General features: G+C 71.9%; 7 protein-coding genes. 5 read left to right on the top strand and 2 right to left on the bottom strand.

Annotated features, from left to right (window positions below; translation table 11 throughout):
* The first annotated feature begins 12 nt into the window (after positions 1–12).
* The 3 genes from ACZ6S4_RS15300 to ACZ6S4_RS15290 are packed head-to-tail and all read left to right on the top strand — an operon-like array spanning position 13 to position 7,840.
* Positions 13–3,144 (top strand): amino acid adenylation domain-containing protein, encoded by a 3,132-nt coding sequence (locus ACZ6S4_RS15300; RefSeq protein WP_465475529.1) that lies wholly within the window; start codon positions 13–15, stop codon positions 3,142–3,144.
* Positions 3,141–4,865 carry a pyridoxal phosphate-dependent decarboxylase family protein gene (locus ACZ6S4_RS15295; RefSeq protein ID WP_465475528.1) on the top strand — a complete coding sequence of 575 codons (1,725 nt, stop codon included), beginning with the start codon at positions 3,141–3,143 and terminating at the stop codon, positions 4,863–4,865. Before ACZ6S4_RS15300 ends, ACZ6S4_RS15295 begins: the two co-directional genes overlap by 4 nt.
* 17 nt (positions 4,866–4,882) lie before the next feature.
* Positions 4,883–7,840 (top strand): amino acid adenylation domain-containing protein, encoded by a 2,958-nt coding sequence (locus ACZ6S4_RS15290; RefSeq protein ID WP_465475527.1) that lies wholly within the window; start codon positions 4,883–4,885, stop codon positions 7,838–7,840.
* Here the strand turns inward: ACZ6S4_RS15290 and ACZ6S4_RS15285 are convergent.
* A complete protein-coding gene (locus ACZ6S4_RS15285) occupies positions 7,827–9,155 on the bottom strand; it encodes a KamA family radical SAM protein (RefSeq protein ID WP_465475747.1) in 1,329 nt (442 codons plus the stop codon). The two genes, ACZ6S4_RS15290 and ACZ6S4_RS15285, sit on opposite strands and share 14 nt — an antisense overlap.
* Before the next feature lie 330 nt (positions 9,156–9,485).
* On the opposite strand from ACZ6S4_RS15285, the gene ACZ6S4_RS15280 reads away from it, so the two are divergent.
* Complete coding sequence (locus ACZ6S4_RS15280; RefSeq protein ID WP_465475526.1) at positions 9,486–12,467, top strand: glycine--tRNA ligase; 2,982 nt, start codon at positions 9,486–9,488, stop codon at positions 12,465–12,467.
* A gap of 67 nt (positions 12,468–12,534) precedes the next feature.
* On the opposite strand, the gene ACZ6S4_RS15275 is transcribed toward ACZ6S4_RS15280, so the two are convergent.
* Positions 12,535–13,239, bottom strand: a complete 705-nt coding sequence (locus ACZ6S4_RS15275; protein WP_465475525.1) for a GntR family transcriptional regulator — start codon at positions 13,237–13,239, stop codon at positions 12,535–12,537.
* A gap of 264 nt (positions 13,240–13,503) precedes the next feature.
* On the opposite strand from ACZ6S4_RS15275, the gene ACZ6S4_RS15270 reads away from it, so the two are divergent.
* Positions 13,504–14,868 (top strand): ricin-type beta-trefoil lectin domain protein, encoded by a 1,365-nt coding sequence (locus tag ACZ6S4_RS15270; RefSeq protein ID WP_465475524.1) that lies wholly within the window; start codon positions 13,504–13,506, stop codon positions 14,866–14,868.
* The last annotated feature ends 103 nt before the right edge of the window (positions 14,869–14,971 follow it).

Below are 14,971 nucleotides of genomic sequence, written 5' to 3'. Positions count from 1 at the left end.
CTGGGGGAAAGCATGGTCAAGCGCATCGACGACCTCATCACACAGCGGTTCCACGCGGCCGCGGACGCGCCGGCGGTCCGCGCCGGCGAGGTCCGGCTGACCTACCGGGAGCTGGAGCTCGAGTCACGACGGGTCGCGGCCGCCATCGCCGCGGCCGCGGGCCCGGCCACGCCGGTGCGGACCGTGGCCGTGGTGATGGGCAGATCGGCCGAGTTCGTGGTCGGTGTGGTCGCCGTCCTGCGCCTCGGGGCGACCTATTGCCCGATCGACCCCGCCGAGCCGGAGAAGCGCGCACAGGCGATGCTCGCGGGCGCCGAGCCGGACGTGATCCTGTGCGGCCCTGACGCCGTGCCCTGGCTGGACACGCGGACGACACCGGCAGTCGGCGTGCGCATCGGTGCGCCGGCGCCCGCCGCGGAGCTGCCGGCCGGCGATGACCCTCGGGATGCCGCGTACCTGCTGTTCACCTCCGGCTCGACCGGCCGGCCGAAGGGCGTGCTGGGCGGGCACGAGGGAATCCTCGCCCGGCTCGACTGGATGAACGAGCACTTCCCGCTCTCGGCCGGCGACACCTTCGTCCTCAAGACGGCACCCACCTTCGTGGACTCCGTCTGGGACATCCTGCATCCGCTGTCCACGGGCCGGGAACTGGTGGTTCTGCCCGAGCCGGAGGTGAGCGACGCCGACGTGTTCGTGCGCCGGCTCCGCGAGGAAGGCGTGACGCGGCTGTCCATCGTGCCCTCGCACCTGGACGTCCTCGTGCGTGCCTTCCCGGATCTCGGCCGGCAGCTGCCCGCGCTGCGGCTGCTGGACGTGACGGGTGAGGCCTTCGGCGCGGACCTGCTCGGCCGTACGCTGGCCGCTCTCGACGAGCACGTCGTCGTCCTCAACCGGTACGGCCTGACCGAAGCCCCGTCAGTGCTCTGCTTCGATGCCCGCGGACACCGTGGCGACCTGCACGGGGATCAGGTCTCGGTGGGCACGCCGATCACCGGCTCGCATGCCTGGCTGCTGGCCGGCGACCGGCTCGTCGCGGCGCTGCCCGGCCGGCGCGGTGAGTTGTGCCTCGGCGGTGCCCAGCTCGCGCTGGGCTACCTCGATCGTGAGCTGACCCGGCAGCGGTTCCGGCGGCTGCCGGACGAGCACGGCACCGGCCGGCTGGTGTACCGCACGGGCGACCTGGTGGCCGTGGCGGACGACGGGGCGCTGACGTTCACCGGTCGCGAGGACTGGCAGGTGCAGATCGCCGGCAAACGGGTGGACCTGCAGGAGGTCGAGACCGTGTTACGCCGTCAACCCGGCGTCACGGCCGCGGTGGTGACGGCCCCGGCCGGGCCGTACGGGACGATCCTCGCCTGCGCGTTCACCGCGGACCGGGCGACAGCTCCCGACGAGATGCGCACAGCGCTGTCGACTGAGCTTCCCGCCCACATGATCCCGGCCGTGCTGCGCCGGGTGACGTCGCTTCCGGTGCTGCCGAGCGGCAAGGTGGACCGGCCGGCCGTCGCCGACCTGCTGTCGCGGCCGGCGTCCGTCGCCGGGGGCGAACTGACGGATCTGCTGGCGCGCATGCTCCCGGGCGTCGCGTTCCGGCCCGGTGACCACCTGGTCAGCCTGGGCCTGGACTCCCTCGCCGCGATGCGTCTCGTCGTCGACCTGCGCCGGACGTGGCAGATCGAGATCTCCCCGGCGACCGTGCTTGGCAGCACGGTGGCAGAACTGACGGAGATGGTGTCCGGTCCGCGGGCCGAGCGGGCACGGTCCCCGCGGCCGGAGATCGGGCGCGACCCCGACCCGGTCGCTCCGATGGCCCGTCAGCAGGAGCTGTTCTTCCGCATCGATGAACAACTCGGCGCGCACCGGCACACCTACCACGACCTCTGGACGGTACGGCTGACGGGTGAGCTCGAGCCGGACGCGTTGCTGGAGGCCGGGCACCGGCTGGCCGAGCTGTTCCCGGTCTTCCGGACCCGGCTGAGCCGCCGGTCGGGTGTCGCCCGCCAGGAGGTCATGGAGAAGGGGGACGTCGACGCCACACTGCACGACCTTTCCGGCCTGACGGCCACCGACGCCGAGGTCCGCACGCGCGACCTGGTCCGCGCCGCCTACGTCGAGCCTTTCGACCTCGCGGCGGCCGAGACCCTGCGCCTGCGGCTGATCCGGTACGGCCCGGGCGACCACCTGCTGGCGCTGGCGACCCACCACGTCACCAACGACGCCTGGTCCGGCCGTTTGCTGAACAGGACGCTCAGCGGCGCCTACCAGGAGTTGACCGGCCGGAGCCCGGAACCGCCCGAGGCCGAGGACGCCTCGTACGCGGACTACGCGCGCTGGCAGCACGAATGGCTGGGCACGCCCCCGGCGCAGCAGGAGCTCGGGTACTGGGAACGGACGCTGGCCGGCGTCGGGGCGACCGTGCCGTTGCTCACCGCACCGGGAGAACCGGACGCGGGGGAGTACGACGGCGCGGTCGTGCACCGGCAGTTGCCGGCCGGGCTGCGCCGGGCCGTCCGGGCCCGGGCCGCTGAACTCGGCGTGGGCGAGTTCGCGTTCCACCTGGCCGCGTACGCCGCGGTGCTGGCCGGCGGGACGATCGCCGGGGACGACGTCGTCATCGGCAGCCCGTCGGCGTTGCGGCACCACGACAAGCTCGTCGCCACGGTCGGCCTGTTCGCCAACATGCTCGTCTACCGCGTCGCGGTGACGCCGTCGGCGACCGTCGGCGAGTACGTCCGCGCCACGAACGAGCTGGGCCTGGCCGGGCTGCGCCACCAGGAGGCGCCGTTCCTGGACGTGCTGGGGCGGCTGGGACTCGCCGGCGCCGGGCCACATCCGGTCACCGATGTCACCTTCGCGATGCCCGGCGGCCATGAGCGGGTCGGCGCCGGTATCCGGATCCCGCGGGTCACGGTGCGGCCGGTGGAGCTGTCCGGCCTGCCGATGATGGCGAAGTTCGACCTCTCACTGTTCGCGCACACGACGGACGAGCCCGGCCGGCTGGTCGCGGTGTACCGGCGGGCGCGGTGGCAGCGCCATGCGGTGCGGGCGCTGCTCGACCGCCACGTGGAGATGCTGCAGCGGTTCGCCGCGGGGCCCGGGGAAACGCTCGCCGGGCTCCTCCGGCCGGAAGGGACGACACGATGACCGGCGATGCCGACTTCAGCGGCGAGTGGAACGCGGCGGCGATGGGGGAGTTCCTCGCCGGCAACACGTTGCGGCCCGACGAGTCGAACTTCCCGGATCTGGTGGACCGGATCCGGTGGCTGGGCGACCGGCTGGCCACCGCGGGCCACTCCCGGCCCGGCCGGCGCGCCATCGGCGGCCGGTTCGACTACGCCGAGGAGCTCGACCGGGTCCCGTTCCCCGACGTGCCGCAGAGCTTCGAGCAGGCGGCCGGACGGAGCCTGGAGGCCTTCGAGGGCGCGATCCGTTGGCACCATCCCCATGCCCTGTTCAACATCACCCCGTCACCGCTGCTCGACACCGTGGCGCTGACCGCGGTGACCGCCCTGCACAATCCCAACGCCCTCTGGGACACCACCTCCGGCAAGTTCCTGCTGCTGGAGCGGCGCGTCATCGCGTATCTCGGCCGGCTCGCCGGCTGGCCCGAGCAGGCCGGTGGGCTCTTCACCTTCGGCGGCAAGGCGACCCTCATGTACGCCGTGAAGTCGGGACTCAACCGCTGCGACCCGCAGGCGCCCAGAACCGGCCTGCGCGGCGGATACACGGTGCTGACCTCGGCGAACTCCCACTTCTCGGTGGAGAGTGTCTGCAACTACCTCGGCCTGGGGCATGACGCGTGCAAGCGGGTGCCGGTCGACTCCTCCGGAGCGATCCGGATCGACGCCCTGGAGGACGCCTTCCGCGAGGCGATGGACCGCGGCGACCGCATCGCCTGCGTCGTGCTCAGCGGCGGCGGCACGATGAACCTGCGGGTCGACCCCGTTGTCGCCGCCCGTGACGTCGTGCGGCGCCTGAGCGCCCGGTACGGCCTGGACTACGTGCCGCACATCCATCTCGACTCGGTGATCAGCTGGGCCTGGCTGACCTTCGATCAGGACTCGCCGGAGCTGACCGATCACCGCGTCCCGTGGGCGGTCCGGGCCCAGCTGGCGTCGGCCGTCGCGGCGATCCACGAGGTCCGCGCGGCGGATTCCTTCGGCGCGGACTTCCACAAGACCGGGCTCAGCCCGTACTCGTCGAGCTGTTACGTCGCCCGCGACGGCCAGGCGCTGATGGATCTGGACCGGCTGCCCGGCGACTCGACGGCGCCGGAGACGCATTACGGCGACATCTCGAACTTCGACCGCACCTTCGAGAATTCCCGCAGCTGCACCGGCATCGTGTCGGCCTACCAGGTGCTGCACCGTCTGGGCACGCGCGGGCTGCGGTGGTACCTGCTGCATCTGCTCATCTCGGTGGAGCGCCTGCGCGAGGCCATCCGGGAGCTGTGCGGCACCACGTTCGAGGTGCTCAACCAGGACACCCTCGGTTTCGAGGTGGTCGTCCATCTCGACCTCGAGGGCACCGGCGAACGGCTGAAGGATGTGGAGCACGCCGACGAGGCGCGTCGCGAACGGTACGCGCGCAGGGCCGCGGAGTTCCGCGAATGGCTGATGCACAGCGACTACTGCAACGCCAACGCCGTGCCGTTCATCGGCTACGTCGCCAGCTATACCGACCATCGTCATCCCGCCGGGCTGCCCGCGTTCCTGCTCTATCCGACCTCGGTCGAGCTCGGGCCGGAGGCCGTGGCCGACGTGCTGAGCGCGCTCGAGGCGGCGATCAGGCAGTTCCGCGCGGAAGCCGGACGGCGGACGACCGCACCGATCGCCTGGGCGTCCCGTCCGCACCCACCGAAGTAGCCGGAGGAATGACATCCGTGTCCCGCACCCTCAGCGCCCTGTTCGACCGGGCCGTCCGTGATCCGGCCACGATCGCCGTGAGCGACCGGGACGGCGACCTCAGCTATGGCGACCTCACCGAGCTGGCGACGCGGGTCGGTCAGCACCTGCGGGCCGCCGGTCTGCGCCCGGGCGAGGTCGTGGGCGTCCGGCTCGCCCATTCCCGTCACCTGGTGGCCGCGGTCCTCGGCATCTGGCAGGCGGGCTGCGTGTACCTGCCGCTGGACCCGGAGTACCCGGAACCCCGGCTCGCCTACATGGCGGCCGACGGTGGCGCCGCCGCCGTCGTCGAGGCCGGCGACACCACCGGCGAGTGGGCGGGCGCCCGGCGGCTCGGCATCGGCCGGCTCACCGCCGCGGTGGTGGCTGAGCCGGCGGTCGCCCCGGTCAGGCCCACCGGTCCCGCCTACCTGATGTACACCTCCGGGTCGACGGGTCAGCCCAAGGGCGTCACGGTCAGCCACCGCAGCCTCGATGCGTTCCTGCTGGCGATGCGGGCGGTCCTCGGCACCGGCCCCGGTGACACCTGGCTCGCCGCCACCAGCATCTCCTTCGACCCGTCCCTGCTCGAGCTCCTGCTCCCGCTCATGTGCGGGGCCCGGGTCCGCACCCTGGGCGCCGGTGGCCACCTGAGCGGGGTCCGGCCCGGCGCGACGGTGTCGCACGTGCAGGGCACGCCGACGAAGCTGCGGATGATGGCGGCGACCACGGCCGGTCGTGCGCTGCTGGCCGGCGCCCGGGTGGTCATGAGCGGGGGTGAGCCGCTCAGACCCGCGCTCGTCGGCGCCCTGCGTTCCTGCTCGCGGGCGCGGCTGCTCAACCTCTACGGTCCGACCGAGGCGACGATCTGGGTCACCGTGGGCGTCGTACCTGACGAGCTGCCGCCGGGCCTGCTCGGCGTCGGCACCGTGCTGCCGGGATCCGCCGTACGCATCCTCGGCCCGCAGCTGCGGCCGGTGCCGCCGGGTGACGTCGGAGAGGTGTGCATCTTCGGCGAGCAGCTTGCCCTCGGCTACCGCAACCGTCCCGAGCTGACCGCCGATCGCTTCCCCCGGGTGGACGGGGAACGGTGTTACCGCACCGGCGACCTCGGCTATCTGGGCGCCGACGGGACGTTGTTCATCCTCGGCCGGGAGGACAACCAGACCAAGATCGCCGGTCACCGGGTCGAGCTCGACGAGGTCGAACGGCTGCTGGAGAGCACGCCGGAGGTGTCGCAGGCGGCGGTCGGCGTCGTCGACCACCTCGACCAGGGGCCGGAACTGGTCGCCTTCGTGCTGCCCCGGGCCGGTGCCGAACCGGCCGGCCTCGAACGCCGGATCCGGAGCCGGCTCGAGGCCCAGGTGCCCGGCCATCTCGTCCCGGGCCGCCTGGTCGCGGTGTCGGAACTACCCGTGAACGGTGCCGGCAAGGTCGACAAGCAGGCGCTCCTCGCCGTGCTGGCGGACCGGACGCCACGCGTGGGCGGGACCGGGGTCACGGCGGCCGCGGTGGCCGCGGCCTGGGCCACTGTGCTCGGGTCGCCCGCGCCCAGCCACGACACCGACTTCATGGCCGCCGGCGGCACCTCGATGCGGCTGCTGGCCCTGACCCGGGAACTGGCCCGGCTGACCCCGGGCCGGTTCACGCTCGACGATCTGTTGCGCCGTCCGACCGTACGAGGCATGACGCAGGCCCTGGCGCTCGCCGCTCAGCCCGTCGCGCCGGTGGCGTATCCGCACCTGACCCAGCTCACCGCGGCGCAGCGGTGCTACCGGTGGTCGTGCATGCCGGCGCACGGTTCGAACAGCAACGTCGGCGTCCGGGTCCCGGCCGGGGGCGCCGGGCCGCAAGCCGTCCGAGCAGCGCTGGCGCAGGCCTTGGCCACCTTCGACGCGCTGCGGTACAGGTTCGCCGAGACGCCCGGCGGTGGCCTCGAGCCGGTGCTGCCGGACGAGCCCGCCGCGGTACGGCTCACCGTCGCGGACGGCCGGACGCAGCATCACGACATGCTCACCGCTCTGCTGGCCGAGGAGACCGATCCGTCCGCGGGACCGTTGATCCGGGCTCACCTGAGCCCCGCGGCGGACGAGCTGACCGTTGTGCTGCACCACCTCGTCGCCGACGGGCGCAGCGCCGACGTGCTGGCCTCCTGGCTGCACTCCGCATTGACCACGGGTACGGAAGCGGACCGTCCGGACCGGGCCGGATACGAGGAGTACGCCGCATGGGAGCGCGCGTGGCGTGACAGCGACCCGTATCACGACAACCTCCGTTTCTGGGACCACCGGTTCGCGGCAGTCCGGGCTCCCACGCACGTCGCGGCCGAGCGCAGGCTGCCCGCCACGTCGGCTCCGGGGCGGGCACGTCTGATCGCACTGCCGCCGGAGGCCGCCGAGTCGCTCCGGCAGGCGGCGCGCCGAGCCCGGGCCACACCGGCCACGGTGCTGCTCACGCTGTGGGCCGACGCGGTGACCGAAGTGCTCGGGATCGAGGCGCCACTGATCCTCGTGCCGGTGCACGGCCGCGACGAGCCGCGCTTCGTCGACGCCGTCGGCATGTTCGCGCGGCTGGCCGTCGTGCAGCCGCTGCCCGGCACCGGGGCCGCCGCCTTCGCGGACGTCAGCGCCCAGCTCGCGGACGCTACGCGGCTGCGGCCGTACTTCCTGGACGACCTGCGGATCGCCGGGCTGTCCGCGGACCGCCGTGACCGGTTCCCCGTCTCCTCGGTCATGTTCAACGAGGGGATCGCCGCCGAGTTGCCGGCCGGGGTGTCGGACCCGGCGGCACCTGCGCACCGTTCGCTGGGCCGGCATGTCCGCTTCGATGTGCAGGCGATCCTGCGGGAGCCGGCCGGTCACCCGACGCTCGACCTGGTGTACCGGCCGGACGTGCTCGATGCGGGGACGGTGGACGTCCTGGGTGCGGCCGTGCTGGACCGTCTCAAGCGGCTGTGACCGGCACCCCGCGGCCCGACTCGACCGCGGCCCGCAGGTCCGCCGGGGTCGAGTCGGTGAGCTCCAGCTCGTCCAGCCAGGCCGCGGTGTCGGAGTACCGGGCCTGGAACGGCCGGCCGACCAGAGACTGGTCCCGCGCCTGCAGGAAGCGCAGTTGCAGGACCGGTGCACCGGCGGCCTCGGTGACACCGTCCACGACGACCTTGCCCGGGGTGGCCGACATGACCGGTCCGCGGACGGTCCGGGCCAGGCCGGGCAGGCCGCGGTACGCCTCCGCGAAGATCTTGACCGCCCGGGCCAGCGGCACCTTGAAGTATTCGTGCGGGCCGGTGTCGCGTTCGACGAACATGTAATAGGGCACCGCCCCGGCGGCCAGCTCGGCACGCCAGAGCCGGTCCCAGACGGTGGCGGAGTCGTTCACCTTGGCGATGAGCGGGGCCTGGCAGTAGACGAGCGCGCCGGTCTGCCGGATCCGCGCGATGGCGGTCCGGGCGATCGGCGGGGCGAGCTCCCGGTCGTGGCTGAAGTGCGCCATCACGGCCAGCGTCCGGCCCGTCGCGGTGATCTGCTCGAACAGCCGGAGCAGGTCGTCGGCGTCGGCGTCGGTCACGAAACGCTGCGGCCAATAGGCCGGCGCCTTGGTGCCGAACCGGATCGTGCGGATGCTGTCCACCGCCAGCAACGGCTCGACGTGGCTGCGCAGTCGCTCGGTGGACATCACCATCGGGTCACCGCCGGTGATGAGGACGTCGCTGACCTCCGGGTGCCTGCGCAGATAGGCGACGAGCTCGCCCGGGTGGGGCGCGGCGAAGCGCAGGTCGGCGTCTCCGATGAACTGGGCCCAACGGAAGCAGTACGTGCAATAGGAATGGCAGCTCTGGCCCTGGCCGGGAAAATAAAGAACGGTGCTTCGGTACTTGTGCTGCATGCCGGCCAGGGCGCCGCCGTCCTGGATCGGCACATTCAACTCGCGCTGTCCGGCGGGGTGCGGATTCAAACTTTCGCGTATGTGGTCGACCACCGTCCGAAGCGCACCGCCGGCACCTCGGGCGCGGGCCGCGGCAAGGCGGTGCTCATCGTGGCGCGTGAGCATTCCGGCCTGCGGGAAAACGAGCCGGAAAATCGGATCGTCGGGCACGCGGTGCCAGTCGATCAACTCGGACAGGACGTATTCGTTCACCCGGAACGGCAGGACCAGCGAGATGTTGCGAATCGTTTCGCGCAGATCAGGCGCGAGGCCGTACCGGTCGGAGATGGTGTCGATGTCGCGGGAGCCGAGGGCACGGAAACGGGAAGGACCCATCGTGGCGGTCATCCGGCCGCGGACAAAGAGAGTGGCCGGAGCGAAAGCTGCCGGCCGTTGTGGTAAAACGTATTCATCAGTTTCCCCCATGTATTGCCGACGGGAGCGTTCCGATGACCCCCGTCGACGGCGAACTTTACCGCACACTCCACGGCGAGCGCAACGGACCATTGCGACACGTCTATATGTGCGTCTGTACCCGCCGATGACACGCACAAAAGAAGCGGCCGACGGTGACCCGGCAAATGTGCGGGCCCGGCCCTAAGCGGGGATGGCGGCACCCGGACGATTCCGGGCTTCCCAAGCCGCTAAGCTGGCTAACTGTTGCCATCGGACTGGAGTATGTTGATGTTGACCATGCAAGACGCACTGGCGCGACTGGCCGAGTACTGGGCGAGCCAGGGCTGCCTCACCGTCCAGCCGATGAACACCGAGGTCGGCGCGGGCACGTGGAACGGGGCGACCTTCCTGCGGTCGCTCGGCCCCGAGCCCTGGCGGGTGGCCTACGTGGAGCCCTCGGTCCGGCCGGACGACTCCCGCTACGGTGACAATCCCAACCGGCTGCAGACGCACACCCAGTTCCAGGTCGTGCTCAAGCCGGAGCCCCGGGACGCGCAGGAGCTCTACCTGGCCAGCCTGAGTGCCCTCGGCATCGACGTCACCGCGCACGACGTGCGCTTCGTCGAGGACAACTGGACCTCTCCGGCACTGGGCATGTGGGGGCTCGGCTGGGAGGTCTGGCTCGACGGCCTGGAGATCACCCAGTTCACCTACTTCCAGCAGGCCGGTGGCATCAACCTCGACCAGCCCGCGGTCGAGATCACCTACGGCATCGAGCGCATCATCATGGCGCTGCAGGGGGCCACCCATTTCAAGGACATCGAGTACGCCCCGGGCATCCGCTACGGCGAGATGATCGGTCAGGCCGAGTACGAGATGTCCCGGTACTACCTCGACGACGCCGACGTGGAGACCAACCGCGCGCTGCTCGAGCTCTACCTGGGCGAGGCGCAGCGGATGCTCGACGTCGGGCTGCCCATCCCGGCCCACACCTACCTGCTGAAATGCTCGCAGGCGTTCAACGTGCTCGACGCTCGTGGCGCGGTGTCCACGGCGGACCGGGCGAACGAGTTCGGCCGGATGCGGCGGCTCTCCCGCGGGATCGCCGAGCTGTGGATGAGCCGCCGCGCCGAGCTGGAGTATCCGCTGGGCACGGTCCCGGCCGCGACACCGGCCGGGCCGGCACCGGCGGTGCAGACCGAGCAGAGCGCGCCGCGCCGGCTGGTGCTCGAGGTCGGCTGTGAGGAGCTGCCGCCCGCGGAGGCGCCGGCTGCCGCGGCGGCGCTCGGTCGTGAGCTGCAGGCCCGGCTCGACGCCTCCAGGCTGGCGCACGGCGCGATGACGGTGCTGGCCACCCCCCGCCGGTTGGTGGTGGTGGTCGATGACGTCGCCGCTCGCGAGGTGGACTCCACCCGTACGGTCAAGGGCCCGAAGCTGGCCGCGGCGTTCGACGCCGCCGGCGAGCCGACCGGCGCCGCCAAGGGTTTCGCCCGCTCGCAAGGCACCGAGGTCGCGGCCCTGGACCGCATTGAGATCGACGGGGTGACCTACCTGGCGGTCACCCGGCACGAAACCGGCTCCCCCGCGCTCGAGGTGCTGGCGAAGGCGACCGCTGGGGCGGTGGGCACGCTGCGCTCGGCCAAGAACATGCGGTGGAGCGACCCGGCGCTGACGTTCAGCCGGCCGATCCGCTGGCTGCTCGCCCTCTGGGGCGACGACGTGGTGCCGATGACCGCCTCGACGCTCGCGGCCGGACGCGAGACCCGGGTGCACCGCAACGCGGAGACGCCCGTCGTCCCGGTGGCCTCGGCGGAGGAGTACCTCGACGTGCTCGCGGCGGCGGGCATCGTCGCCGATGCGGCCGCGCGTCGCCGGACCGTCGTCGACGGAGCCGAGCGACTGGCCGCCACGGTCGCCGGCACGGTGGACGTGTCCGGCGAGGAGCGCCTCATCGACCAGATCACGTATCTGGTCGAGCAGCCGACGCCCCTGCTGGGCTCCTTCGAGGAGCGTTACCTGGAGCTGCCCGAGGCGGTGCTCACGACGGTCATGCGCAAGCACCAGCGCTACCTGCCCGTGCGAGGCGCCGAGGGCAAGCTGCTGCCGTACTTCGTGGCGGTCGCCAACGGCTCGATCGACGTTGATCTGGTGCGCAGCGGCAACGAGGCTGTCCTGCGCGCCCGGTACGAGGACGCCGCGTTCTTCTACCGCGCGGACCGCAACGTCGCGATCGTCGACCTGCGGGACCGGCTCGAGAAGCTCACCTTCACCGACGAGCTCGGCTCGATGGGCGACCGGGCCCGCCGGGTGGGCGCGCTCGGCGTACGGCTCGCCGAGCAGCTCACGATGAGCGACGACGACCGCAAGACGCTGGCGCAGGCGGCCGGCCTGGTCAAGTTCGATCAGGGCTCGCAGCTGGTCACCGAGCTCACCAGCCTGGCCGGGATCATGGCCGAGGACTACGCCCGGCACGGCGGGGAGTCCGAGGCGGTGGCCGTCGCGATCGCCGAGACCGAGCGGCCCCGCAGCGCGGGGGACACCCTGCCGGTGTCGCTGCCCGGCGCCATCCTCGCTGTCGCCGACCGGCTCGACCTGATCGCCGGCCTGGCCGCGACGGTGGGGCTGCCCACCGGTTCCAGCGACCCGTTCGCCGTGCGGCGGGCTGTGCTGGGTGCGCTCGCGGTGCTCCGCTCCCAGCCGGCGCTGGCCGGGGTGGACCTGCGGGCGGCGCTGGCTCTGGCGGCCGAGCGCCAGCCGGTACCGGTCGAGCCGAAGGTGATCGACGACGCCGTGGAGTTCTTCGTCCGCCGGTACGAGCAGACCCTGATCGAGGCGGGGGTGCCGACCGACCTGGCTCGCGCGGTGACCGTGCGCGCCACCAGCCCGGGTCTCGCGGACCGGACGCTGGCGCAGCTCACCGCGGCGGTGCGGGACGAGGAGTTCCAGGCGTTGGCGGCGGCCATCGGCCGGTGCAGCCGGATCGTCCCGGCCGGGCACCCGGCGGGTTACGACCCGGCCGCGCTGGTCGAGCCGGCGGAACTGCGGCTGCACGAGGCTCTGTCGCAGGTGCGCGTCGACCCCACCGGTGACCTCGACGCGTTCCGCCGCGGCGCGGGCGTCCTGGTGGCGCAGATCAACACCTTCTTCGACGAGGTGTTCGTCATGGCGGAGGAGCCGGCGTTGCGGGCGGCTCGCCTGGGCCTGCTGGCTTCGGTCCGCGATCTCGGTGCGGGCGTCATCGACTGGACACAGCTGCGGAGCTGACGACTCTCGCCGAGCGGCGAAATTCCACTGCGGCCTCCCTCGCGATGCGGGGGAGGCCGCTGCTTTGTCAGCCCGAGTCCGGTCCGAGCTTCAGGTGGCTGGTGATCTGGTAGCGGTCCCCGCGGTAGATCGAGCGCGTGAACTCGATGACCCGGCTTGCGCCGTCGCGGGTCGTCCGTTCGAAGAGCAGAGCCGGTGAGTACAGCGGCACCCCCAGCAGCCGGGCCTCGCCCGCGTCGGTGACCGTCGGCGCGATCGTCTGCACCGCATCCGTCGGATCCACCTGGTGGCGCTCGCGCAGCAGCCGGTACAGCGATCCGGAGACGAAGTCGTCGGCGGCGATGCCGGGGACCAGCGCCGCGGGCAGCCTGATCTCTTCCAGGGCCATCGGCTCGCCGTCGACGATTCGCCGGCGCTTCACATAGAGCAGGTCGTCGCCGGGGGAGACGTGCAACCGCTGGCCGAGCCGGGCGCCCGCCGACTCGGTGCGGAATTCCAGCACCTCGCTGAGCCAGTCGCCGTCGGCCGGCGGGACGGGCAGGCCTGATGCCGCCGGGATCTCCTGGGAGATCTTCTGTGGACTGGTGAACGTGCCCCGCCCGTGCTGGCGGACCAGCAGGCCGTCACGGGCCAGGTCGTCGATGGCGGCCCGTACGGTCGGCCGCGAGACGCCGAGGTGTTCGCACAGGGAGCGCTCCGAGGGCATCGGGTCGCCGGGGGCGCGGGTGTCGATCAGCTCGCGCAGTCTGTCCCGTACCTCAGCACGCCGCACCGCGTCCCCCACAGAAGTTGTCCAGTGGTCTGCCTCGCACAGTGTCGCGGTTCAGTGCGTGTCCTGTCGAGTAGGTACCGACGTGCAATGAGGAAACCGGCACGTGCAGGTATTGACGTGGACCACTGGCATGGACGACGGTACTCGGGCGGTCGATTGATTGACCACTGGTCAGTTCGGTGGGAAGTCACCGGCCGCGCAGTATCCCGGCGGGCACCCCCATCAGGCCCGCCGGTGCCTCTCACCCGAAGGAGCCCACCCCCCATGGGTCTGACGTCAACCCGCAAGGTCGCCATCGGTGCGACCATCGCCGCGACCGCCGCGGCCCTCACCGGCATCGGCATCGCCGCCGCGCCGAGCAGCAGTGCCGCGGCCGGCTGCGGCGTGCTCTTCGACGACTTCACCTACGCCTCGCGCACCGACGCGGCGCTGGGCCAGCGCGGCTGGAGCATCCGGAGCAACTCCGGCGGCCCCGGCGTGGCCGGAGCCCGGTGGCTCGCCGACAACGTCTCCTTCCCCACCGTCGACGGGCAGAAGGTCGCCCAGCTCAAGGCGGTCACCGACGGCACCGCCGGCGGCACGTCGCACGCCGAGTTCTCGCAGAGCAACCGGCGGTTCTTCGAGGGCACCTACCTGGCCCGGATCAAGTTCTCCGACGCCCCGGCGAGCGGCTCCGACGGCGACCACGTGAACCAGACGTTCTACACGATCTCCCCGCTGGCCGCGCCGATGGATCCGACCTACTCCGAGCTGGACTTCTCCGAGTACCTGCCGAACGGCGGGTGGGGCGAGGCGGGCCCGATCAACTACCAGACCTCCTGGTACACGTACGTCGCCGACCCCTGGTACGCCGACAACCAGCACAGCCAGCAGGCCCGCAGCATCAACGGCTGGCACGACGTGATGGCGACCGTCTCCGGTGGACACGTGAAGTACTACATCGACGGCGCGCTGGTCGGTGACCACTCGGGCAAGGTCTACCCGCGGCAGAACATGTCGATCGACTTCAACCAGTGGTTCATCGACCTGGCCGGGCACGCCGGTGGCACCAGCACCTGGCTGCAGTCGGTCGACTACGTCTACCACGCCAAGAAGCAGGTGCTGAGCCCGGCGCAGGCCACCGCGGCGATCAACGGCTACCGGTCGGCGGGCACCGCGCACGCCGACAACGTCGTCAGCACCAACGACTGCGACCCCGGCGTACCCCCGACGACCAACCCGCCGACCACCAACCCGCCGGCCACCGGCGCCACGATGCTGCAGTCGAACTTCAGCGGCCGCTGCATCGACATCCCGGGCGGTGTGGCCAACGCCGGCGCGCTCCTGCAGACGTGGGAGTGCAACGGCAGTGACGCGCAGAAGTGGTCGTTCCAGTCCGACGGCACCCTGCGCGCGATGGGCAAGTGCATGGACCCGGCCGGTGGCGCCCTGGCCAACGGCACCCGCGTCCAGCTGGCCGACTGCAACGCCAACCCGGTGCAGCGGTTCACCCTCACCTCCGCCCGAACTCTGGTGAACGTCTCGTCCGGCCGGTGCGTGGACATCAAGGACTGGGTCGGCAGCAACGGCGCCGCCCTCCAGCTCTGGGACTGCGCCGCCACCGCCAACCAGATCTGGGGCAAGCTCTGATCCGATCCACCCCGGTGCGGGGGGGGGGGGGGGGGGGGGGCGGGGGGGGGGGCCTTTCCCTGCCGGCGGTGGGGTGGGGGAGGGGTCACCACGAACCCAACCT

It is taken from the genome of Actinoplanes sp. NPDC051405, assembly GCF_055586185.1.
Note: the sequence above shows the minus strand (reverse complement) of the source record. Positions and strands in the feature narration are given on the sequence as shown.

Bases quoted from the DNA above. Each gene is read 5' to 3' on its own strand.
- ACZ6S4_RS15300 (WP_465475529.1), top strand. From the start codon at position 13: ATGGTCAAGCGCATCGACGACCTCATCACACAGCGGTTCCACGCGGCC.
- ACZ6S4_RS15295 (WP_465475528.1), top strand. From the start codon at position 3,141: ATGACCGGCGATGCCGACTTCAGCGGCGAGTGGAACGCGGCGGCGATG.
- ACZ6S4_RS15285 (WP_465475747.1), bottom strand. From the start codon at position 9,155: ATGACCGCCACGATGGGTCCTTCCCGTTTCCGTGCCCTCGGCTCCCGC.
- ACZ6S4_RS15280 (WP_465475526.1), top strand. From the start codon at position 9,486: ATGTTGATGTTGACCATGCAAGACGCACTGGCGCGACTGGCCGAGTAC.
- ACZ6S4_RS15270 (WP_465475524.1), top strand. From the start codon at position 13,504: ATGGGTCTGACGTCAACCCGCAAGGTCGCCATCGGTGCGACCATCGCC.